We start from the raw sequence: 21,628 nt of genomic DNA, 5'->3' as shown, positions 1-21,628 counted from the left end.
AAACCTAGATTCGAGTTGCCAGACCCGGGTAGTCGAGGACGAAGCCTTCGGTATCGACGGCCAGCGTCGAGCTGGACACCGGGGACAGCACACTGATTCCGTCGGTGCCGCTGCTGTAGGTGATGGTCGCACCCTCGACGCGCAGGTCGAGAAGGTTGACGTAGACGACCGGGACCTCGGCGTCTTCGATGTCGTTCTGCAAGCCGACGCGGCGGATGGGCAGCGTGTTGAAGAACGGGCTGAGGATCACGTCGACATCAAGTGCGCCATCGAACGCAGAGCGCTGGTGACTGGCGCCGTTCTCGACCATCCAGGTGCCTTCTTCGTCCCGGCTGATCGACATCTGACGCTCACCGGCGGCCAGGGCGGTCCGCACCGACAGCCTGCGGGTGATGCCGGCCTCGTCGGTGACCAGGTCGTATGACGCGCTGAATGCAGGGTGCTCACTGCAGGCTCCACCGATGATCCGGCCGGAAGCCTTGATGCGATTTCCGTTCAGCTGCACACGAACAGACTCCATACGAGGAGCGTTGTGGGCCTGCCAGGTCAATACCGCGGGCCAGGACGCGTCACCGGAAGGTTGGATGCTCACCCGACCACGGTAATGGACGAACGGGCGCGGAGCACCGCTGGTTCGGGTTATTGCTTCGATCAGGGACCTTTTAGGGACTTCGATCGGCCCCGAAGATCTCGATGTAAGGCGTTTCACAACGGTTCTTCCGTAAGGAGCACCCCGCAGACCGAATAGTTGGCAAACGGTGTCGGAGTTCTCGAGTACCGTGCTTCTAGGTCGGTTCGTGAGGAAGGGTGCTGTGACGTCGTCGCGGAGCATGGTGGGTTTGTTTGCCGGTATCGGCGGGCTCGAGTTGGGGCTCTCGGAACATGGGTGGAACACCGAACTGCTGTGTGAAATCGATCCGGGCGCCCAGGCAGTTCTCCGTTCGCGATTCGCCGACGTGCCGTTGCACGGCGACGTCACCAAACTGCGCGCGCTGCCCAGCGACATCGAATTGGTGGCCGCCGGTTTCCCCTGCCAGGACCTCTCTCAAGCCGGCAAAACGGCGGGCATCACCGGCGCACGCTCAGGCCTGGTGGACGAGGTGTTCCGTCTGGTCAAGCGCAAGAAAGGCCCGCGCTGGCTGTTGATCGAGAACGTTCCGTTCATGCTGCAACTCGGCAAGGGCGCTGCCATGCGGCACATCACCGACGCTCTCGAAGACCTCGGATACACCTGGGCATACCGGGTGGTCGACGCCCGCGCCTTCGGACTCCCCCAGCGCCGCCAGCGCGTCATCATGCTTGCCTCGCGCACGGACGATCCTCGCGAAATCCTGTTCGGCCAGGACGCCGGCGAGCGCCTGGGAGGTGATCCCGCGGACTACCCCTGCGGCTTCTACTGGACCGAAGGCACCCGCGGACTCGGATGGGCCGTCAATGCCGTGCCGACACTCAAGGGCGGCTCGTCCGTCGGCATCCCCAGCCAGCCGGCGGTGCGACTGCCGTCCGGCGAGATAGTTACTCCCGGCCTCGTCGACGCCGAACGCCTGCAGGGTTTCGATCCCGACTGGACGCTGCCGTCCGTCGAGGTTCCTGGGCTTCGCCACAGCCACCGATGGAAGCTCGTCGGCAATGCCGTGAGCGTGCGGATGGCATCGTGGGTCGGTGGCCGGTTGAACGATCCCATCGAATACGACGCCGCGGGCGAGACGCCACTCGAACCGGGCGACGCCTGGCCGAGTGCGGCGTGGGGCCGTAACCGCCAAGCCTTCCGCGTCCATACCTCGACCTGGCCGGTCCAGTACGACTACGAGGATCTGAGCGGTTTCCTCGAGGACACGCGGTTGCTGTCGGCGCGGGCCACGGCCGGCTTCCTCAAGCGCGCACGCATGGGCAATCTTCGGTTCATCCCCGGTTTCATCGAGGACGTCGAAAGCCATCTCGAGCGGATGGGCGGATACCCCGAGGCCGCGGCATGACGGAATCACTGTTCCCCGAACCTGAAACGCTATTCCCCGAACCCCTGTTTTCCGAACCGGAACACGAACCACTGTGGAGCGCACTGCAACTCGCGGGCGACAAGCCTCCGGCCGACGCCGATCGCGGCGAGAAGAAGAACTACGCCCAGCGACTGTCCAATCAACTGGCACAGACGGTGGCCGACGCTCTGCGTCCGCTGTATCCCAACATCACCCCGACAGCGTCCGGCGAAGGCCAGGAGGCAACCGTTGATGTCGCCAAGGGCCGAAAGCGCTTGGACGTCAAGGCCCTCGACCCCACTCTGGGCCTGATCCTCTGCGTCTCCATCAAGACGTACAACTTCCAGGACTACAGTCCCCGCAGCGGAAAACTTGGACGGTGGACCAAGAACATCGTCCGCAACGACCACGAATTGCGTGGCGAGGCAATGGTTCTGCATCAGCGCCAGCCGTACAGCGTGTTGGTCGCCGTCATGTTCGAGCCGTACGCCACGTGCGACGACGGCGACCCGACCAAGACCAGTGACACCGGCAAATCCTCTTTTGCACACCACGTCACGACGCTCTCGAAGCGCTCGGGCCGGGGCAAGCGCGCGGTGGTCGGCGTTCCAGGAAAGGCCTGGGTGGATCTCGGCGCCGAGGACACCCGCTACGACCTCTTCGAGAAGGTCTACATCGGACTCTACGAACCCGATGGCGCGGTTCGGTTCTTCGACGTCGACGAGCCGCCGCCGCGCAACGGCCGGCCCACCGAAGCTCAGACGCTCTCGTTCACCGACTTCGTGACCGTCGTGCACGGTGAAGTGGAGCGTCGCAACAGGTTTGCGCCCACCTGGTCCGATCCCGAAGACAGCGACGATTCCGACGGCTGAGGGAACCACGGTGCCTGCGACGGATCCTGCCACCAGCGCTCGGATGAGCGCTCAGCGTCGGCGCGACACCAAACCTGAAATTGCACTTCGACGCGAGCTTCATCGGCGCGGACTCCGGTACTTCGTGGACCGGGCGCCTGTCAAAGGTGTTCGCCGACGCGCTGATCTGGTGTTTCCGCGCCGCAAAGTCGCGGTGTTCGTGGACGGATGCTTCTGGCACAGCTGCCCGCAGCATGCGACGTTTCCCAAGAACAACGCGCAGTGGTGGACGGACAAGTTGGCCGCCAACGTGGTTCGAGACCGCGACACCGATGCACGTCTGGCAGAGCAGGGTTGGACCGTCATCCGCATCTGGGAGCACGAAGATCCGCTGGTAGCAGCCGAACGCGTCCAGAAAGCCCTGCTCGGTCCGTAAGCTCGATTTCGTGAAGGAACGCAACGTTGCGCGGTGGGGTTTGGTGGCTGCGCTGGCTCTGGGCGGAATCGTCTACTCGTCGTGGATTCTCGAATTTTTCCTCGACACCGGCCTCGACCCGGTGACATCGTTCCTCAGCGAACTCGATGCCGAGAACCAGAAATACCGTGACGTCTTCGGCAATGCCGACGTCCTGTCCGCGATCTTGATGTTGATCTCCGGAGCGCTGGGTCTGCTGATCACGCCCAGGCGCAGGCTCTACGTCACGGGCTGGATTGCACTTGCAGTGTTCGGCATCGCCACAATCGCCGACGCGTCGTTCCCTCTCGAATGCTCGGGCGAGGGTTGCCCGTCGAGCGCACCCGACGGTCTACTTCCGCAGCTCCACCATGTTCACGCATTGACGAGCAGCGTGGCGGTGTTCGCGATCTTCACCGCGATGATCGCATTCACCGTGGGAGCGTTCAGGTATCGCGAACACCGGTCGTTGCGTACGACCGGCCTGACCATTTTGATCCTGACTTCCCTTGCGACGGTGTGGATGTTGACGACCAACAGCATCGAAGTCTCCGGCGGCGGTAATCTCGGACTGGGTATCGCTCAACGCGCACAGGTGCTGGGGATGTCGTTGTGGTTGTGCACCCTGGCATTTGCGATGTCGAGGCCGCCATCCACCGGGCTCCCGGCGTCGCCACGCTGACAGGTTTTCCGGCAAGCGATTCGGGCGATCCTGGAACTACAACTGAAAATGGCTGCCCCGAACTAGCGAAGGTGTGCCCATGTCTCTCGCGTCGTCGTTCTTCGCCCATCCACACCAGGCGTTCACTGCCGGTTTCTACCGCAACGAGTCCTTCGACTTCGAGCTAAGAGTCGTTCTCGGGCAAGCCACCTACGGCGCGGCAGATACCGGCGAAGTGCTCTCGGCCATCGCTCATGTCGGCGAGAAAGACCTCGAGGGCTGGTACGAGGCCTGGTTCGACCTCGGCACACGAGTATTCGGGCAGGCCGATGAGGCAGCCGCGGCCGGGCATTCGCGAAGCGCGTCCAACGCGTACCTGCGGGCGGCGTCGTACTTCGGTGTGGCGATCAACGCCGTAGACGGTCTCAGCGACGATTCGGTTCTGGTCCCCACTTTCAAACGTCACCGACAAGCGTGGGACCGCTTCGTCGACACCACCGCCCAGCCCGTCGAGCGCGTCCGAATCCCTTACGAGGACACGTACCTGCCCGGGTACTTCTTCCGGCCACCCGGCGACGTGCGACGGCCGACGTTGATCATGGTGAACGGTAGCGACGGCCCGATCAGCGGACTGTGGGGCAGCGGCGGCGCCGGGGCCCTCGAGCGGGGCTACAACGTGTTGATGTTCGACGGTCCCGGTCAGCAGTCGATGCTCTTCGAGCGCAACATCCCGTTCCGTCACGACTGGGAATCCGTCATCACGCCCGTCGTCGACTATCTCGTGGACCGGCCGGACGTCGATGCGTCGAAGCTGGCGATCTACGGGATCAGTCAGGGCGGTTACTGGGTACCGCAGTCGTTGGCGTTCGAGCATCGGATCGCGGCAGCGATCGCCGATCCGGGGGTCGTGGACGTGGCCGCGTCGTGGCTCGCCCATATCCCCAAGAACATGCAGAAGCTGCTCGACGAGGGGAAGTCGGAGGCCTTCGACCGCGACATGGCGATAGGGCTGGGGATGAAATTCTCGAAGGACAGCGCCCGGATCTGGCGCTTCCGAGCGCGTCCGTACCTCGCCGACGGTTACTACAACACTCTCGCCGAGGTTCGGAAGTACCACCTCGAACACGTCGCCGGCTCGATCTCCACTCCCCTGCTGATTACCGATCCGGAAGGCGAGCAGTTCTGGCCCGGTCAATCCAAGCGGCTTGCCGCCCTATCCGGCGGACCGACGACGGTGGTTCCCTTCACCGCGGCCGAAGGCGCGAACTTCCACTGTCAGCCCATGGCGAGGCGTCTGACGGATCAGCGAATGTTCGACTGGCTCGACGAGCAGTTGGATCTCTGAATCAGGACACTTTCTCCTTTTTCGTCAAGAGAGTGGCGAGCATCGGCAGCAGTAGAACGGTGATCGCACCGGCCGCGACAAGAATCGAGGCGTTGTCCGACGACATCTGATGCGCGTCGACGGCAGCGCCAGTGACCGCCACGATCATGGGCAGACCGGTAGCCCCGTACAACGCGACTTGCGCACTTTCGCGCGTGGTGAAGGGCGGTTCGACCTTCTCGAACTTGGTCACGAAGAACACCGGCACACCGCGGACGACAACGATCAGGATCAGAAACGCAATCAGTATGCCGGGACTGGCGGCGACCGCCGAGACGTCGATTGCCATCCCTGACGTGATGAAGAAGATCGGGATGAGGAACCCGAAGGCGATCCCGTCGAGCTTGATCTCGAGGCGCTCGTCGCCTTCTGGCATCAGTCGCCGCAGGATGAAGCCGGCGGCAAACGCACCGAGAATGACGTCGAGTGAGAACACGGCCGACAGCACTCCGAGGCTGACCAACAACAGAACGGTGAGGCGGACCGTCGTCTGCGCCGTGGTGTCCGCTCCTGCCCGCACCAGCCGATGTGTCCACGAGCCTTCGTGAATCAGCTTGCCGGGCAGCACCGCCACGACGATGGCGATCAAGGCGAAGACGGCAAGAACGATCAGCGACAGGACGGCACCACGGGCACTCAGCAGCACCGCCATCGCGACGACCGGCCCGAGTTCGCCGACGGCCCCGTGATTGAGGACCGTCTTGCCCAAGGGTGTGTCGAGGAGTTTGTTGTCCTTGAGGATCGGCAACAGCGTGCCCAGTGCGGTCGACGTCATTGCGATGGCAACAGCGGCTTCCGCGGAGATCACGTTCCTCATGCCAAGCAGCGCGACCACCGTGAACGCCAGCGCGAGGCAGAACAGCCACGTGTAGAGCGCTCGACGTCCGCCGCGCCCACTGAGTTCCTGTCGGTCGATCTCGTAACCGGCGAGCAGGAACAGCATGCCGAGGCCGAGTTCGCGGAGGATTCCGATCGCTTCGCTGTCAGCGGCGATGTTGAGGGCGAACGGCCCGACCACTGCGCCCGCGACCAGTAGCAACACCACTTCGGGAACCAGGCGACGCGGGATCAAGCCCGCGACTATCGGCGCGATGGCCGCGATCAGCGCAATCCAGAACAGCGACGAGGCAATTGAAGGCACGGATCATTATCGGACATAGGTGACGGATCTGCGCTCAGTACAGGTACTTGCGGTACGCCTCCTGCCGAGCCGGCTCCAGATCCTCGACGCGCAGGCTGTGCTGCTCGGCCATCATGTCGCGCAGACTCGGTACGTCATCGGATGCGGGCCACGTCGACGGATCCCACAGCTTCGCCCGCAGGATCGGCCTAGCAGTCGTCGTCGTACCAAGAACCGTTGATGTAACTCCATGTCCCCGGCGTCATCGGACTCTTGCCGTCCGGAGCCTTGATGACAACGGTCGCTACCGAGTCACCGTTCATGTTGATCAGATACTCGGGCGTCCCGCTGAAATCCCGATCCGCGTACGCGTCGTCGAGCGCTGCCACAAACTCTTCGACCGAGTATTGAACCTGGCAACGAGGCGAACTGAATTCATAGATCCCAGCCCAGTCCGCACTCTGCGCGAGTGCCCACTGCTCGTCCAGCGCGGCCTCCAAGCCCTCCTGCGTTTGATCGCCACGCTGCGGTGCGGCCTCAATCGTTGTCGCTGCGGATGACGAGGGCGACTGCGTCGATGAAACTACAACGGTGTCAGACTTACTCGAACACCCAACAAGAGCTCCGACCGCAACACCACTCACGAGCACAACCGAGATAGTCCGATTCATCAGCAATGCATACCAGACCGATCGGACCGCTAAATGGCGATTTGGCGAAGTCCCGAGAGTCGCGAGCCGCCCGCCCGAGACACCGCGGCGCGATACGAGGATCGAGAACGTCAATTCGGAGGTCAGATCTGGTCAGCCGCCAAACAGGTCAAGATGTGACCAACGTCGCCATGAAAGAACATTCGCATACAAGAAAGCCCCTCACCGGATTCTCTGCTGGTGAGGGGCTTCTTTCTTGTGCGCCCGAAGGGATTCGAACCCCTAACCTCTTGATCCGTAGTCAAGTGCTCTATCCGTTGAGCTACGGGCGCATGTTCTGTTGTCTTGCTGATCTTGCGTGTCTTGCCGTCGTACTTTCTATCATTTCTAACCCGCCGGTCAAAATCACCGGCTTGGCGGAGGCGAGAGGATTTGAACCTCCGGTCCCTCGTAAAAGGGACAACTCATTAGCAGTGAGTCCCATTCGGCCGCTCTGGCACGCCTCCCTGGGGGTTCCGATCCTTTCGGACCGCCGGATCGAAAGATTACACACCCTTCGCCACCAAAGGCAAAACGCGTGGTCAGCGCCCTGATTTGTCGGCTTACCGCAGGTGGCTGTCGAACCAGTCGAAGATCCGGGTCTGAGCTTCGACGATCGAAGCCGAGCCAGGGTCGTCGAGGTCGGCGTCCTCGGACAGCTGTGGCGGCTCGTCCGCCCGGTGAGCCAGTCCGGCGTAGCTGACCACCAGTGTCGCGACGTCGGCCTTGGCGGTCGCTTCCCGGAGCAGAGTCACGTGCTCACGCGGCGTGCTGGGATCGTCCTCGCCGTACAGCGCCAGCCACGGCGCCTGCAGGGAAGTGGCCGCGTCGACGAGTGCCTGAGCATCCACCGACAAGGCTTCGACGATTCCCCGGGCGGCGACGCTCACCGCGGCACCGACGGGACGGCTGGTGGCCACGAGCATCGCGGCGGTCCCGGCGTCGTCGAATCCGAGCACCCCGATGGTGTCCGCGAGAACTTCGCGTCCGACGAGCCAATCGAGGGTCGCGTCGAAGTCGGCGAAGAGGTTGTCACCGAACACCTCGCCCTGCATGTGTTCGGGTTCGCGGTGGAACAGGTGCGGTGCGACGCTCACCCACCCTTCGCCGGCGAGTGCGCACATCAGATTCAGCAGAGCCGGGCTGAACTGGCGGGCTTCATGCAGGACGACGATCCCGCCCCGCGTCGGGCCGTCCGGCTCCACCACCGTCAGCGGAACAGCCGTGGCGACCTCCCCTTCGGCTGCGCGCAGATACGCGGTGGCCCGGAAGATTTCCGACATCTTCTAACTCTGACACGCAGACGGCCGCTACGCACCAAATCGGTGCGCGCATAATCGACTCGTGACCGCACACATTCGCCCTGACCTCGCCTCCATCCCCGCCTACGTTCCCGGACGCAATTTTCCGGGTGCGATCAAGCTGGCGAGCAACGAAACGACCGTAGGGCCGTTGCCCGGTGTGCGTGACGCCGTCGCCGACGCGGTCGCCAATGCCAACCGCTACCCGGACAATGCCGCGGTCGCACTCATCGAGGCGCTGGCCAGCTTCCTGAAAGTCGAACCGGCCAACGTCGCCGCTGGTTGTGGCTCCGTGACGCTGTGCCAGGAACTCGTGCAGATCACCTGCGATCAGGGTGACGAGGTCATCTACGCGTGGCGTTCGTTCGAGGCGTACCCCGTGGTCACCCAGGTCGGCCATGCCGTCTCGGTCAAGGTTCCGCTGACCGAGGACTTCGGCCACGACCTCGACGCGATGCTGGCCGCGATCACGGATCGCACGCGGTTGATCTTCGTGTGCAACCCCAACAACCCGACCGGCAACGCGTTGTCGAAGGCAGAGCTCGAGAGCTTCCTCGACGCGGTCCCGACGCACGTCGTCGTCGCACTCGACGAGGCGTACTTCGAATACTCACGCTCGGACGCCGACGGCATTGAACTGTTCCGCAGCCGCCCCAACGTGGTTGTTCTGCGCACCTTCTCGAAGGCGTACGGCCTCGCGGGAATCCGCGTGGGTTACGCAGTCGCGGATCCGGAGATCATCGTGGCCCTCGGCAAGGTGCACACCCCGTTCACCGTGAGCGCTGTCGCGCAGGCCGCCGCAATCGCTTCCCTGGCTGCAGCAGACGAACTGCTTGCCCGCACCGAAGGCGTCATCGCCGAGCGGACGCGAGTGCGCAGTGCACTGATCGAAGCCGGGTACACCGTCCCCGAGTCGTCGGCGAACTTCGTCTATCTCCCCCTCGGAGAGCTCTCCCCCGGTTTCGCCGAGGCGAGTACCGAGGCGGGCATTCTGATCCGTCAGTACGGCGTCGAGGGCGTCCGGATGACCATCGGCGATCCACACGAGAACGACGCGTTCCTCGCTTTCGCGAACACCGACGTCGCGAAGCAGGCTGCGGGCATCGGCGTCACCGCGTGACACTCGATACATAACTGTTACGCCGAGGACTGGAATTCGTTTCGGCGGACGGGCACACTCAGGGAGGTTCGAGGCCGGTCCGAGTGAGGGAGCACGACGCATGACGCGACGCATGACACGAACGTGTGCCGTGCTCGCAACGACCCTTCTCGCCACCTCCGCGACCTCCCTGAGTGGCGTCGCCACCGCCGAGTCCCAGGACACGGTGTCGGTACGTCTGTTGGCCTTCAACGATCTGCACGGCAGCCTCCGCCCGCCGGAAGGCATTCGCAGCGAGATCAGGCAGGCCGACGGCTCGCTCACCCCCGCAGGTGGCGCGGCGTATCTCGCGGCATACGTGACGCAACTTCGCAGCCAAGCCACCAACTCGCTGCTGTATTCGGTCGGTGACAACTGGGGATCGTCGGCATTGGAATCGGCGATGTTCAACGACGAACCGACGGTCGAACTGCTGAATCGGATGAAGATCGACGCTTCCGCGATCGGCAACCACGAACTGGACAAAGGGCTCGCCGAGTTCCGTCGTATGCAGTCCGGCGGTTGCTCCGCCGTCGACGCGTGCACGTTCAGTCCGTCCTTCGGCGGCGCCAACTTCCCTCTGATGGCCGCAAACATGACGTACACCAACGGCACTCCGGCCACGCTGCCCTTCACCGTGAACATGGTCGACGGCATTCCGCTCGGAGTCATCGCGATTTCCCCCGCCAACACGTCGCAGATCGTCACACCGGGCGGGATCGCCGATCTGCAGTTCGGCGACGAGGTCGAAGCGATCAACCGCACCGCCGATGTCCTCGACTTCTTCGGCGTCAAAGCCATCACCGTTCTCCTGCACCGTGGGGACGAACCGGCCGTCGAAGGTGGACCCAACGACTGCAACGTCGAGTCCGGCCCGGCCCGCGACATCGCCCTTCGTGCCTCACCGAAGGTGGACGTCATCTTCACCGCCGACAGCCACCAGCAGTACAACTGCGAATTCCCTGATCCCGCAGGCAATCCCAGAGTCGTCATGCAGGGCGCTTCGCACGGCCGGATCGTGTCCGTCGCAGACGTCACCATCGACCGCAACACACGCGAGGTCGTTCGCGATCAGACGTCCGCTTTCAATCAGATAGTGACACACGATATTTCGCCGGATCCCGATATTCAGGCTCTCGCCGACCGGGCCTGGTCGGAGGCGTCGGAAAGCGCTCAGCGACCGGTGGGGACCATCACCGCCGATCTGACACGGGACCGCGTACCCAGCGGTGAATCGACACTCGGCAACCTGGTCGCCGACGCTCAACTCGCGGCCGGATCGACACGAGGCGCTCAACTCGCGTTGACGAACCCGGGAGGCATGCGCGAGGACTTGGACTTCGGCACTTCCGGCCAGGTCACCTACCGCCAGGCCTACGGTGTTCAACCGTTCGGCAACAGCCTCGAAGTGCTCTCCGTCACAGGAGCGGTGTTGAAGGACGCTCTCGAACAGCAATTCCAGATCGACCTCGACGGCACCGCTACCGAGCGCATCCTCTCCCCGTCCGCGGGCTTCACCTACGCCATGGACCGGCGAGCAGCGCCGGGCTCGCGAATCTCGGAAATGCGCTTGAACGGGCAGGACATCGCCCCCGACGGCGTCTACAGCGTCGTGGTGAACAAGTTCCTCGCCGAGGGCGGGGACGGTTTCACCGCACTGAAGAACTCCACCCAGATGACCGGTGCGGGCAACGACCTCGACGCCTTGACTGCCCTGTTCGCAGCCGGGTCCCCGGTCTCGCCGCCTGCCACCGATCGCATCCGCACCGTCGGCTGAATAGGCATCCCCCCGCTCGATTGCCTAGTCTCGACGGGTGATCATCGCGACCCATAACGGCAAGTTCCATGCAGACGACGTCTTCGGCGTATCGCTGCTCAAGCAGCTGTACCCCGACGCCACCGTCGTTCGCAGCCGTGACGAGTCCGTCCTCGACAGTGCGGACATCGTGCTCGACGTCGGCGGTCGCTACAACCCGGCCGAGGGTCGCTTCGACCATCACCAGCGCGATGCCGGCGAGCGCAGCAACGGCATCCTGTACTCCGCTTTCGGTCTGCTCTGGCAGGAATACGGCCTGCAGTTCTGCGAAGGCGACGCCTCCGTTTTCCGCCGAATCGACAGTCGTCTGGTCGAGGGCATCGACGCCGTCGACAACGGCCAGGAGATCTACACCCTCAACGACTACGGCACCAAGCCTTTTGATCTGTCGTCGGTGCTGGACCTGTTCAATCCGATCTCGTCCACCGACGAAGAGTTCGACACCCAGTTCGAGCTGGCCGTGGTTCTCGCAACTCAGGTCTTGATTCGCCTGCGCGCCAAGTACGCCGGCGACGCTGCAGCCGAGCGCGAGTTCACCGAGACCTACGAGAAAGCAACGGATCCGCGCTTCGTCGTGCTGGAACGCTTCGTTCCCCACGGCCGCGCCGCGTCGGCCCAGCCAGAACTTCTGTTCACCATCTTCCCGAACACCAACGGCGGCTGGTCGATTCAGACGGTCAAGCCCGCTGACTCCAAGTTCGGTTCACGAAAGCTGTTGCCGGAGCCGTGGCGCGGCCTGAACGGCTCGGACCTTGCCGCCGAGACGGGCGTCGACAGTTCGGTCTTCTGCCACAAAGCTGGGTTCATCGCGGCTGCGCAGACCCGTGACGGCGCCCTCCAGTTGCTCGAACTGGCACTGGCCGAGTAGTTCTCAGCTCACAGCCCACTTCACATTCCCAGGGCGGTCTTCACTGTCGGCCAGGAATCGTGAAGCGCGTCTTGCCAGTACGGCCATGAATGGGTGCCGACGTTTCGATACGCGAACACTGCGGGAATCGACAACTCCCCCAACCTCGCCTCGAACAGTTGCGTGCACGTGTTTGCCAGTGCCTCGAGCGGCCCGCCTTCGATGGCCGTCTGCAGGCCGCCCGGGGTGAAAATGTTGTCGTATTCTCCGGGTGCGCCCGTGCCCGAGGAAACGTAGATCGTCTTTCCTCGCAGCGTTTCAGCATTGGTGGACGGGTCGTGCTTTTGCCAGTCGGGGTCCGACGCCGGGCCCCACATGTTGGTGGCGTCGCCTGCCTTACTGGCCACGGTGAGCCGCACGGAATCCTGCGAAGACGACTCGGAGTTGTCGAGACAGCCACTGTACGAGGCTAATCCGGTGTAGAGCTTCGGGTGATGTGTGATGAGGTTGGCCGCGCCGAGCGCACCCATGGACACCCCGCCGACCACATTCGCCCCATTTCCGGAAAACGCAGAATCGATCAACGCCGGAAGCTCTTCAGCGAGAAACGATTCCCACTTGTTCACACCGAGGTTCGGATCGTCGTTCTTCCAGTTGGTGTAGAAACTGCCGGTACCGCCAACAGGGAGAACGACGTTGACGTTCTTGTCGGCGAAAAACGCTTCGATGTCGGTCTTTTGAGTCCAGGTGCTTTCGGAGTATCCGGATTCCGAACCGGCACTGACGCCGTCGAGTAGGTAGAAGGACGGACGCGAACCGGCACTCGACGCTGGATGCAGAACCTGCACTTGCACCTCGCGCCGCATAGCCGGCGAATCGACGAACACAGCACTACGAGTGGGCGACAATTGCTCGATGCGATTGATGTGAGCCCCGGTCTGACCTGTCAGATCTCCTGGTGGATTTTCGGGCGCCGGTTCGGCGTACGCCACTCCGCCCACAACAAGCGCGAGCACGACCAACACAATCCCGACAAACCCAAATCTCCGCATCCGTCAAGCGCCCCCTGAGCATCGCACGACTATCGCTAACCCTCGATTGGACAGGACGAACGTCCCGAGGTCAACCCACTGGTTGGGATTTATTACTCGCGGGTATCCAATGGAGTTGGACAGTTTTCCACCGATGCACACACAGGTGTGGATAACTTCATTCACATCCACTTCCCAGTTGTGCATAACCTGTGGACAAAAGGATGAATTACAACAGAGTTATTCCTTCTACCTGCAACGACCCGTTTCCCCACAGTGTGCATAACTTTGTCGATCACGGCTCGCGAGACGCCGGTTTCCGGGCGTGTCCACGCAGTTCACACCGTCGCGCCCTTCTTTGTTCACAGGCACGACACCACCAACCGAGAACGCTCCCCACCCCGACTTCATACTTGTTGCATGCTGACCGCTCTCCTCGCCGCCACAGCTGTGCTCGCCCTACTGACTCTGGTCCCGGGGCCGGACATGGCCGTCGTGACACAGGCTGCTCTCGGCGCCGGCAGATCCGCCGGTTTCCGGGTAGCGGCCGGCATCGTCTCGGGCCTTCTGGTGTGGGGGCTGCTGACCGTCCTCGGGCTGTCGGCGATCCTGGCCGCGTCGGCGGAGGCGTACACCGTCGTCAAGCTCGCCGGTGCTGCATATCTGATCTATCTCGGTGTGCGAACACTGTGGGAGAGCCGGACGTCGCGGATGCAACACAATGCCGACGCTCCACGGTCGCAGAAGGCCGGAACGTGGAAGACGGGCTTCACCACCAACCTGCTCAACCCCAAGATCGCCGTCTTCTACACCGGACTGCTGCCGCAGCTGGTTCCGGCCGGGTGGCCGACGGGACCATCGCTTGCGCTGCTGGTGCTCATCCACGCAGCGATCACCATCGTGTGGCTCAGTGGCTACGTGGTCCTTCTCTCGCGAGCGCGTAGCACCTTCGAGAAGCCCCGAGTGCGACAGGCACTCGAGCGCATAACCGGAACAGTTCTTCTAGGATTCGGAGCGAAGATCGCGCTCGAAGCGCGCTGACACGGCAATCGGAAAAGAGTAGACAGTGGGCGCGTGGGGATCGGGACCGTTCGATAACGACGGTGCAGGGGATTTGATCGCGTCCATCGGACACGGTGACTTCACCTTCGAATCGGTGGAGTGGGCATTCGAGGACGACTACCTCGAGGTGGACGGCGGCCAAATCGCCGTCGCCTTGCTCGAATTGGTGTTGATCGTGCGCGCCGATCGCAAACGCGACCCCGCCGCCCAGGACCTCGATCTCGATTCCTTCACCTCGGCCCTGACCAGCGAACGGCTCACCTGGCTGATCGAGATGGTGGAGCGCACCATCTCCTCGACCGATTCGGAACTGTTCGAACTGTGGGACGAGCAGGGACCGGAAGAGCTTGCCTCGTGGCGCGTTCCCGTCGTGGACGGTCTCGAGGATCTGCGCGTTCTGTCGGTCTGATTCCGTCACCGCTCCATCACGTTTACTTATCGGGCCACAACGGTTCGGTCTTGGTCAGATGCCCTGGTAGGACCCTATGGTCGAACGGATCACCGAGTGAGAATTGTGGCTCGTCGACGACGGGAATCCACGCTCACCCCGGACCCAGGAGCAGACCATCATGGCGACATTCGTTCCGGCTGCGCGCGTCGACAGAATCAGGGAGTCGCCGAGTGTGGCTGCCGCACAACGAGTGCGTGCGCTGAAGGCGCAGGGGCGCGAAATACTCGACCTGACTGTCGGTGAGCCTGATTTCGACACCCCGGACAACATCAAGTCGGCGGCGATCACGGCGATCAACACCGGCCAAACCAAGTACACCGCAGTCAACGGCATTCCCGCACTGCGCGATGCGATCACAGCGCGCGCGGCTTCGCGAACCGGAATCCAGTACGCGGACAACCAGATCACCGTCGGCGGCGGCGCGAAGCAGGTCATCTTCCTTGCTCTGATGGCGACAGTCGAAGCCGGTGTCGAGGTCATCGTTCCCGCTCCCTACTGGGTGTCCTACCCGGATATGGTTCTCGCTCACGACGGAACTCCGGTGATCGTCCAGTGCAAGGAGTCCGACAACTTCCTCCTGACCGCCGAAGCGCTCGCCGCGACGATCACCCCGAATACCAAGTGGGTCATTCTCAATGCCCCGGGCAACCCCACCGGATCGGTGTACACCCGCGAGCAGTTGCAGGCCATCGCCGAGGTGATCGAGGCCAATCCTCACGTAAATGTGTTGGTCGACGAGATCTACGACGAGATCAACTTCGGCGACGCCCCGATCGAGAGTCTGCTGCAGGTCGCCCCACACCTTCGTGATCAGGTACTGGTCACGAACGGAGTTTCCAAGTCTCATGCCATGACCGGGTGGCGACTCGGATACGGGCTCGGAAATTCCGGATTGATCGGCGCCATCAATAAACTGCAGGGCCAAAGTTCTTCCTGCCCGTCCTCGATCAGCCAGGCCGCAGCAGTAGAAGCCCTCACCGGCGACCAGAGTTTCCTCACCGAATCCGTACGGAGTTACCGACTTCGACGCGATCTGTCGGCTCGCCTCCTCGGCGCCGTCCCCGGGCTCGAACCCATCGTGCCGCAGGGTGCGTTCTACCTGTTCGTCAACTGCGCCGGCTTGATCGGCAAGCAGACACCGGTCGGCACCGTGATCGAGTCCGACCAGGATCTGGTCCTCTATCTCCTCGACGAGGCGTCAGTTGCCACTATTCAGGGTTCGGCCTACGGCGCTTCGCCCTACTTCCGCATCTCCTTCGCCACATCCGAGGCGATCCTCGAAAAAGCCGCGGCACAGATCGCCGCCGCAGTCGAACGCCTTTCCTGATCTTTTATACCTTCTGGAGTACAAGATGATTCACGTCAAGACCAAGATCGACCGCGCGGACAAGGACCTGATTGCCGAACTGGGAACATTCTCCGCAGCCACGATTCACGAGGCACAGGGACGTAAGGGCTCGCTGCATCCGGCGATCAAGCCGATCGACCGCGACATGAAGTTCTGCGGCTCCGCTTTCACAGTCAAGTGCCATCCCCGCGACAACCTCATGCTGCAGGTTGCGATCAGCTACGCACAGCCGGGTGACGTCCTGATCGTCTCTTCAGGTGATCAAGCCGCCGGCCAGTTCGGCGATGTTCTGGCCAATGCCTGTGTCGCGCGCGGCATTGCGGCACTGGTCACCGACGGCGGAGTGCGAGATACCCGGGAGATCCGCGAACTCGGATTCCCCGTCTTCTCCAAGCACGTGTACATCGAGGGAACCGTCAAAGAATCTCTCGGCCCGATCAACCATCCCCTGGTCTTCGGAGAACAGGTCATTTATCCCGGTGACGTCGTCAAGGGTGACTGCGATGGCGTCGTCGTTATCCGACGCGAGGAGGTTGCCGAGGCAATCGAACTCTCGCGTGCCCGTGACGAAGCCGAAGCCGGGTACATCGAGCGTTACAAGCGAGGCGAGACCCCACTCGAGGTGAGCAATCTGACTGCCCTGCTGGAAGCCAAGGGCCTGGTGGTCGAATAACCTGCTGTGCGCCTTTATTAACCACCCGCGGTTAATAAAGGCGCACAGGGTCGAAGGCCTCAGAACCGCAACAGCACCTTCCCCGACACCGAAGCATCCTTGGCCACTGCGAAGGCTTCCAAAGCTTCCTCGACTGGATATTCGTGTGTGAGAACAGCATCGACAGCAAGCGAACCGTCGGCGAGGGCGAGAAGCACCTCGTCGATTTCGTCGTTGAAGCGGAATGAGCCCACCAACTCCAACTCTCGCGTGATCGCCAGCGAGATGTGTACCGGTTGAGGGCCGGACGGAAGAAGCCCGAGCATGACCACCCGTCCACCGCGCGTCGCCCCGCGGATAGCGGATTCGAGCCCGCGATGATTGCCCGTGCACTCGATGACCACGTCGGCATCGGATGCGGCGACGGCCTCGGCGTCGGTGGCCTTCAGAACCCGATCCGCACCGAGCGTCGACGCGATCTGCAGCGGAACATCGTGCATGTCGACCGCAGTGATCGACTGCGCGCCTGCTCGTTTGAGCACGGCCACGACCAGTGCGCCGATGGGTCCGCAGCCGACGACCAGCGCTTTCTTTCCGCGCACGTCTCCTGCTCGCGAAACAGCGTGCCAGGCAACGCTTGCCGGTTCGGCTACCGACGCGGTCCGCAGGTCCAACCCCTCGGGCAGTTCCCGGAGCATGCGCGTCGGGAGCACTGCGTATTTCACGAAGGCGCCCTCGGTGTGCGGGTACTGCGCTGCACTTCCCAGGTATGTGCAGCAGGGTGAGAGGTTGGGCCGATCGCTCGGGAACCGAGGAGCGGTCCCACCGGGCGTTGCGGGGTGTACGGCCACGGAAGTTCCGACTGCCGGCCCAGTTCCGTCGGCCGCGGCCGTCACGACCGTGCCGACCACCTCGTGACCGAGCAGCATCGGCGCCTTCAGAATCGACTCCCCCGCCGCGCCGTGCGTCCAGTAGTGCAGATCTGATCCACACACACCGCCGTAGGCGATCTCGATCACTGCCTGCTCGGCGGTCGGCGCAGTCAACGCAACATGCTCGACCCGCAGGTCACCTGCCGCATGGGCCATCACTCCGAGCGTCGTTTCCGGAAGTACAAAACTCATGATGCGCTCTCTCAGTCGTTGCGACGGATGAAGTCGAGGCCACCGGGCACCTGGAAGGTGGGGAGCACCTCGATGAGACCCAGATTGACGTGACCAGGGGCGTCGATCGCGAACTCGATGGTATCCGCGATGTCCTTGGTGGTAATGGATTCGTAGCCTTCGTAGAAGGTCTCCCACGCTTCCTTCATGGCTTCGGGCGTGCCGCCGAGGTTGCGACCGAAGATCTCGGTCTCGACCCGGCCGGGGCAGATCTCGGTCACTCGAATCCGCTTGCCGATGCAGTCGTTTCGCAGCTGGCGCGAAATCTGGTGCACCGCAGCCTTGGTCGCGTGGTAGGCAGTGTGGCCGTAGAAGTTGTACAGGCCGGCGATCGAGCTGATGTTGACGACGTGACCGAGATCGCGCTGCACCATTCCCGGCAACAGAATGCGACACAGGTGCAGCACCGCACGAAGATTCACGTCTACCATCGCGTCGACCGATGCTTCTTCGGCGTCGAGAATATTTCCGGTTGCGGACACCCCCGCGTTGTTGACGAGGATGTCGATCTCCAGTCCGCCGACAGCTTCTGCGAGCGCGGCGGTGTCGGTGATGTCCACGGGCAGAGGGATCATTCCGGTGCGATCGGCAACCTCACCGAGCTTGTCGGCATTGCGGGCGACGCCGTAGACCGTCAGTCCGCGCTTGGTGAACATCTCGGTGACGGCGGCACCCATTCCGGTGTTGGCGCCGGTGACGAGTGCTGTGCGGTAATCGGAGAAAGGCATTTGTGTGCTCCTACAGGAAGAAATTGGTATGACCCGGCGGCCGCCGCGGACTGCAGGCGACCACCGGGCCGGATCAGGAGTGACTCACGCGAGAAGTCACAGAGTGTCGCGAAGCGGGACGTGGGCGCGATCGGTGATGGTGCTGACCGCGATCAGCGTGCCGATTGCGGTGATGACCGCGTAGAAGGCCGGAACGTAGATACCGAATTCGGGAATCAACCAGGTCATCAACAACGGTGCGGTACCACCGAAGAGTGCGGACGAGATGTTGTAGCCCAAACCGTAGGCGGAGTAGCGAACCCGCGTGGGAAACAGTTCGACGATCAGGATGTGGATGACGGCTGTGTGCCCGGCGAAAATCACTGCCATGAGGCATGCACCGAGAACGGCGAGGCCGACGTTGCCGGTCACGATCATGGCGTAGCAGGGGATCGCTCCGATCGCCATTGCAGCAGCAGCACCGGCGATGACCTTCTTGCGACCGATCCGGTCGGAGAGAGCACCCATGAACGGAATCGCGAAGCAGATCGCGACCAGGCTGGAGGCAGTGACGAGAAGCGCCGTCCCGGTGGAGAATCCGATCTGATCGCCTTTGAGGAACGTGGGCATGTACGAGAACAGAACGTAGTAGCCGGAACCGTTCATCAGGGGGATGAACAGGGCGAGGATCATGGCGCGGCGGTGCTCGGGAGTGGAGAATGCTTCCTTGAGCGGATTGCGCGACAAACCGCCGGATTCCTTGAGCCGCTCGAAGTTCGGGGTATCGGAGATCGCGCGGCGGATATACCAGCCGATGATTCCCATCGGAATGGCCATGAGAAACGGGATGCGCCACGCCCACGATGCGAGTCCGCCGCCGTTGATCGCTTCAGCATTGAGCCACGGCGACATGGCAAACGCGATCATCGTTCCGGTCAGCAGGGCCAGGAACGACGCGATCTGCGCGTAGCTCGTGATCAAGCCGCGCTTGCCTTCGGGGGCGTGTTCGGCGAGGAACGTCATGGCGCCGGCCGCTTCACCACCGACGGAGAATCCCTGCACGATCCGCAGGAAGATCAGCAGTGCCGGTGCCGCGATACCGATGGCCGCGTAGGTGGGCAGCAAGCCGATACCGGCGGTCGCCACGCTGATCAGCATGATGACGAACACCAACATCTTCTGTCGACCGATCCGGTCGCCGAGGATGCCGCAGACCACCGCGCCGAGGGGCCGAACGAAGAACGAGACCGCGTAGCCGGCGAACACCAGCATCAGCGCGTCGCTCGACTTCGACACGTCGAAGAACACGATGGCCAGTGCCGTCGCCATGAACGCGAAGACACCGTTGTCGTAGAGCTCGACGAAGATGCCGACGCAGCCCGCTGCGACGACTTTCCGGACCTTGCGCGGGTCGGCTACCTGGCCGTCTACCGCTTCGATGGTGTTGGTCATGCTGTCTCCAAAATAGACGCGCGGCGCGGAGCGCTCGCGGGGCGTGTGGTGCCGACGTGGCTCGGTACTCGGGCTTCCGAGGTGTGAAGAGGTATCCGGAGGGTGGTGAATACGTTCTGCACACGCCGCCTCAGCAAGGCGATGCGGTGCTGCTGTTCGCGGTGCTCTGCAACCGCCGTTGCGACGCTGCAGTTCCGGAATCGGACGCGGTGCCCGGGTCGGGCCTGTCCCAGCTGTGAGAGTGAAACGGTGGTGACGACGGCCAGCACCGGATAGCCGGCGGTGACGCCTCTACCTCGATGCAGAACCAGAAGCTCGTTGCCTGCGGGCACTTCGACGGCGCCGATGGGGACGCCGCGAGAGAGGACCTCGCCGGTGCTGGTGCGTTGTGGGAGCGGCTGCTGATCGGTAGATGCCAGCCGCAGCCCGATGTGATTACTCTGATCGCCCACCACGAATTCGGTGCCGAACAGCGCGGCTCCGCTCTCACCGAAGTCTTCGATGTCGGGGCCGTCGGTCACGTCGAGCGTCCACACGTTGCCGAAGGACGGTCGGTCGGGCAGCAACCGGAACAGCGGTAGCCGGAAGACCGGGTGGTCGATCGGCGGGCAGTCGGTGTCGACGACCAGCGTCTCCCCCGCGGTCAAGTGACGGCCGAATCCGAGGACCTGGTCGGGAGCGCAGCTGCCCAGGAGGTAGTCGGCCGCCAGCTCTCCGTGGACGGCGACGTAGACGCGCAATCCGTCGTGGATTCCCGTGACGGCAAGCCGCTGACCGGCTCGCCAGACGATCGGTTCCCACTGCGGTTGCCGATGTCCGTCCACGGTCACCGTTGCGGGTGCACCCGTGACGGCGATCAGCAGATCCGTGGACGCCGACGCTGAAAAGTCGAGTGCCGTCAACTCCAGCAGCGGGGCCTCGCGTCTACTACCCACCAACGCGTTGGCGATCTCCGCGCTGATCTGGTCGGCTGCGCCGCCCGTCGCCTGACCGAATTGCGACGCCGATCCACGCCCCAAATCCTGGACGGAGCTGATTCCGGGAGTCTGGACGGTGACGGTCTCAGCCATGGGGATCACCCCCTACGGGCAGGAGCGAGCGACCGTCGAAATCATCCCATCGATCGGCGTCGATCGCACGGAAGACGAACAGATCGCCCGGGCGGTAGGCAGAAATCTGCTCCGACGCCGGATCGACCAAGATGAGCGGGGTCCGGCCGATCACTGCCCAACCACCGGGCGCAGGCCTGGCCGAAACGACTGCCTGACGTCCGGCCACCGCAACGGAACCGGCCGCGACGTGCGGTCGCGGGCTCGATCGACGCGGGATGGGAAGGCCGAACGCCGGGCCGTCGAGCATCGGGGCGCCGCCGGGTGAGCCGTAGCAACGCATGACCAACGGGGCTGCGGAGTGAAGGCGCACCACTTCGGCTTCGGTGACGCCGAGGAACCGCGCTGTCTCACCCAGGTCCGGGCCGTGTTCGCCCCCGTAGACGACGGGGATCTCGAACGTCCGAGGTTCACCT

Annotated in this window: 22 protein-coding genes and 2 tRNA genes; 12 read left to right on the top strand and 12 right to left on the bottom strand. The window is 63.2% G+C overall.

The window, feature by feature from the left end:
• Positions 1–4 precede the first annotated feature (4 nt).
• On the bottom strand, positions 5–592 hold the full coding sequence (locus RE4_RS26845) for a putative glycolipid-binding domain-containing protein (RefSeq protein ID WP_019746484.1): 588 nt from the start codon (positions 590–592) through the stop codon (positions 5–7).
• A gap of 238 nt (positions 593–830) precedes the next feature.
• Here RE4_RS26845 and RE4_RS26840 point away from each other — a divergent pair, with 238 nt between their 5' ends.
• The 5 genes from RE4_RS26840 (at position 831) to RE4_RS26820 (ending at position 5,287) form a co-directional block, all read left to right on the top strand.
• Entirely contained in the window at positions 831–1,976 is a 1,146-nt protein-coding gene (locus RE4_RS26840; RefSeq protein ID WP_174531793.1) for a DNA cytosine methyltransferase, read from the top strand.
• Positions 1,973–2,848 (top strand): hypothetical protein, encoded by an 876-nt coding sequence (locus RE4_RS26835; RefSeq protein ID WP_019746482.1) that lies wholly within the window; start codon positions 1,973–1,975, stop codon positions 2,846–2,848. Before RE4_RS26840 ends, RE4_RS26835 begins: the two co-directional genes overlap by 4 nt.
• 10 nt (positions 2,849–2,858) lie before the next feature.
• Positions 2,859–3,263, top strand: a complete 405-nt coding sequence (locus RE4_RS26830) for a very short patch repair endonuclease (protein ID WP_019746481.1) — start codon at positions 2,859–2,861, stop codon at positions 3,261–3,263.
• Positions 3,264–3,273: 10 nt separating this feature from the next.
• Positions 3,274–3,963, top strand: a complete 690-nt coding sequence (locus tag RE4_RS26825) for a DUF998 domain-containing protein (protein ID WP_029254264.1) — start codon at positions 3,274–3,276, stop codon at positions 3,961–3,963.
• A 79-nt stretch (positions 3,964–4,042) separates the two neighbouring features.
• Positions 4,043–5,287, top strand: a complete 1,245-nt coding sequence (locus RE4_RS26820; RefSeq protein ID WP_060939669.1) for an alpha/beta hydrolase family protein — start codon at positions 4,043–4,045, stop codon at positions 5,285–5,287.
• A gap of 1 nt (position 5,288) precedes the next feature.
• On the opposite strand, the gene RE4_RS26815 is transcribed toward RE4_RS26820, so the two are convergent.
• The 5 genes from RE4_RS26815 to RE4_RS26795 form a co-directional block, all read right to left on the bottom strand.
• On the bottom strand, positions 5,289–6,467 hold the full coding sequence (locus RE4_RS26815; RefSeq protein WP_060939668.1) for a cation:proton antiporter: 1,179 nt from the start codon (positions 6,465–6,467) through the stop codon (positions 5,289–5,291).
• Positions 6,468–6,655: 188 nt separating this feature from the next.
• Complete coding sequence (locus RE4_RS31125) at positions 6,656–6,946, bottom strand: hypothetical protein (RefSeq protein ID WP_127159954.1); 291 nt, start codon at positions 6,944–6,946, stop codon at positions 6,656–6,658.
• A gap of 409 nt (positions 6,947–7,355) precedes the next feature.
• Positions 7,356–7,428: transfer RNA gene (locus RE4_RS26805), tRNA-Arg, on the bottom strand.
• Between the two features lie 82 nt (positions 7,429–7,510).
• Positions 7,511–7,602: transfer RNA gene (locus tag RE4_RS26800), tRNA-Ser, on the bottom strand.
• Between the two features lie 96 nt (positions 7,603–7,698).
• Positions 7,699–8,418, bottom strand: coding sequence for a dienelactone hydrolase family protein (locus RE4_RS26795; protein ID WP_060939667.1), 720 nt, complete (start codon positions 8,416–8,418; stop codon positions 7,699–7,701).
• 61 nt (positions 8,419–8,479) lie between these two features.
• Here RE4_RS26795 and hisC point away from each other — a divergent pair, with 61 nt between their 5' ends.
• The 3 genes from hisC (at position 8,480) to RE4_RS26780 (ending at position 12,258) form a co-directional block, all read left to right on the top strand.
• On the top strand, positions 8,480–9,556 hold the full coding sequence (gene hisC, locus RE4_RS26790; RefSeq protein WP_029254256.1) for a histidinol-phosphate transaminase: 1,077 nt from the start codon (positions 8,480–8,482) through the stop codon (positions 9,554–9,556).
• Between the two features lie 100 nt (positions 9,557–9,656).
• Positions 9,657–11,351 (top strand): bifunctional metallophosphatase/5'-nucleotidase, encoded by a 1,695-nt coding sequence (locus tag RE4_RS26785; RefSeq protein WP_060939666.1) that lies wholly within the window; start codon positions 9,657–9,659, stop codon positions 11,349–11,351.
• 37 nt (positions 11,352–11,388) lie between these two features.
• Positions 11,389–12,258, top strand: coding sequence for an MYG1 family protein (locus tag RE4_RS26780; protein WP_019746470.1), 870 nt, complete (start codon positions 11,389–11,391; stop codon positions 12,256–12,258).
• Positions 12,259–12,278: 20 nt separating this feature from the next.
• Here the strand turns inward: RE4_RS26780 and RE4_RS26775 are convergent, their stop codons facing one another.
• Positions 12,279–13,289, bottom strand: coding sequence for an alpha/beta hydrolase (locus RE4_RS26775; RefSeq protein WP_060939665.1), 1,011 nt, complete (start codon positions 13,287–13,289; stop codon positions 12,279–12,281).
• Positions 13,290–13,688: 399 nt separating this feature from the next.
• On the opposite strand from RE4_RS26775, the gene RE4_RS26770 reads away from it, so the two are divergent.
• The 4 genes from RE4_RS26770 to RE4_RS26755 all read left to right on the top strand — a co-directional run bounded on the left by RE4_RS26770 (position 13,689) and on the right by RE4_RS26755 (position 16,802).
• The gene (locus tag RE4_RS26770) at positions 13,689–14,309 is read left to right on the top strand and encodes a LysE family translocator (protein ID WP_046377763.1); all 621 of its coding nucleotides are present in this window, start codon (positions 13,689–13,691) and stop codon (positions 14,307–14,309) included.
• A gap of 25 nt (positions 14,310–14,334) precedes the next feature.
• A complete protein-coding gene (locus RE4_RS26765; protein ID WP_020905847.1) occupies positions 14,335–14,739 on the top strand; it encodes a DUF4259 domain-containing protein in 405 nt (134 codons plus the stop codon).
• Positions 14,740–14,899: 160 nt separating this feature from the next.
• Positions 14,900–16,108 (top strand): aspartate transaminase, encoded by a 1,209-nt coding sequence (locus RE4_RS26760; protein WP_042950382.1) that lies wholly within the window; start codon positions 14,900–14,902, stop codon positions 16,106–16,108.
• 25 nt (positions 16,109–16,133) lie between these two features.
• The gene (locus tag RE4_RS26755; protein ID WP_020905845.1) at positions 16,134–16,802 is read left to right on the top strand and encodes a 4-carboxy-4-hydroxy-2-oxoadipate aldolase/oxaloacetate decarboxylase; all 669 of its coding nucleotides are present in this window, start codon (positions 16,134–16,136) and stop codon (positions 16,800–16,802) included.
• Between the two features lie 59 nt (positions 16,803–16,861).
• Here the strand turns inward: RE4_RS26755 and RE4_RS26750 are convergent, their stop codons facing one another.
• From RE4_RS26750 to RE4_RS26730, 5 genes are all read right to left on the bottom strand, one after another.
• A complete protein-coding gene (locus RE4_RS26750) occupies positions 16,862–17,905 on the bottom strand; it encodes an L-idonate 5-dehydrogenase (RefSeq protein WP_047888772.1) in 1,044 nt (347 codons plus the stop codon).
• An 11-nt stretch (positions 17,906–17,916) separates the two neighbouring features.
• Entirely contained in the window at positions 17,917–18,672 is a 756-nt protein-coding gene (locus RE4_RS26745) for an SDR family oxidoreductase (RefSeq protein ID WP_042950374.1), read from the bottom strand.
• Positions 18,673–18,768: 96 nt separating this feature from the next.
• Positions 18,769–20,103 (bottom strand): MFS transporter, encoded by a 1,335-nt coding sequence (locus tag RE4_RS26740; RefSeq protein ID WP_020905842.1) that lies wholly within the window; start codon positions 20,101–20,103, stop codon positions 18,769–18,771.
• Positions 20,100–21,173 (bottom strand): 5-oxoprolinase subunit C family protein, encoded by a 1,074-nt coding sequence (locus RE4_RS26735; protein ID WP_020905841.1) that lies wholly within the window; start codon positions 21,171–21,173, stop codon positions 20,100–20,102. Before RE4_RS26735 ends, RE4_RS26740 begins: the two co-directional genes overlap by 4 nt.
• The coding region (locus RE4_RS26730; protein ID WP_155716992.1) for a 5-oxoprolinase subunit B family protein at positions 21,166–21,628 on the bottom strand (463 nt) is incomplete at its 5' end. The genes RE4_RS26730 and RE4_RS26735, both read right to left, overlap by 8 nt.

This window comes from Rhodococcus erythropolis NBRC 15567, assembly GCF_001552595.1.
GTDB lineage: Bacteria > Actinomycetota > Actinomycetes > Mycobacteriales > Mycobacteriaceae > Rhodococcus_F > Rhodococcus_F erythropolis.
Note: the sequence above shows the minus strand (reverse complement) of the source record. Positions and strands in the feature narration are given on the sequence as shown.

Bases quoted from the DNA above. Each gene is read 5' to 3' on its own strand.
- RE4_RS26840 (WP_174531793.1), top strand. From the start codon at position 831: ATGGTGGGTTTGTTTGCCGGTATCGGCGGGCTCGAGTTGGGGCTCTCG.
- RE4_RS26835 (WP_019746482.1), top strand. From the start codon at position 1,973: ATGACGGAATCACTGTTCCCCGAACCTGAAACGCTATTCCCCGAACCC.
- RE4_RS26820 (WP_060939669.1), top strand. From the start codon at position 4,043: ATGTCTCTCGCGTCGTCGTTCTTCGCCCATCCACACCAGGCGTTCACT.
- RE4_RS26795 (WP_060939667.1), bottom strand. From the start codon at position 8,418: ATGTCGGAAATCTTCCGGGCCACCGCGTATCTGCGCGCAGCCGAAGGG.
- RE4_RS26785 (WP_060939666.1), top strand. From the start codon at position 9,657: ATGACGCGACGCATGACACGAACGTGTGCCGTGCTCGCAACGACCCTT.
- RE4_RS26775 (WP_060939665.1), bottom strand. From the start codon at position 13,289: ATGCGGAGATTTGGGTTTGTCGGGATTGTGTTGGTCGTGCTCGCGCTT.
- RE4_RS26770 (WP_046377763.1), top strand. From the start codon at position 13,689: ATGCTGACCGCTCTCCTCGCCGCCACAGCTGTGCTCGCCCTACTGACT.
- RE4_RS26760 (WP_042950382.1), top strand. From the start codon at position 14,900: ATGGCGACATTCGTTCCGGCTGCGCGCGTCGACAGAATCAGGGAGTCG.
- RE4_RS26755 (WP_020905845.1), top strand. From the start codon at position 16,134: ATGATTCACGTCAAGACCAAGATCGACCGCGCGGACAAGGACCTGATT.
- RE4_RS26750 (WP_047888772.1), bottom strand. From the start codon at position 17,905: ATGAGTTTTGTACTTCCGGAAACGACGCTCGGAGTGATGGCCCATGCG.
- RE4_RS26745 (WP_042950374.1), bottom strand. From the start codon at position 18,672: ATGCCTTTCTCCGATTACCGCACAGCACTCGTCACCGGCGCCAACACC.
- RE4_RS26740 (WP_020905842.1), bottom strand. From the start codon at position 20,103: ATGACCAACACCATCGAAGCGGTAGACGGCCAGGTAGCCGACCCGCGC.
- RE4_RS26735 (WP_020905841.1), bottom strand. From the start codon at position 21,173: ATGGCTGAGACCGTCACCGTCCAGACTCCCGGAATCAGCTCCGTCCAG.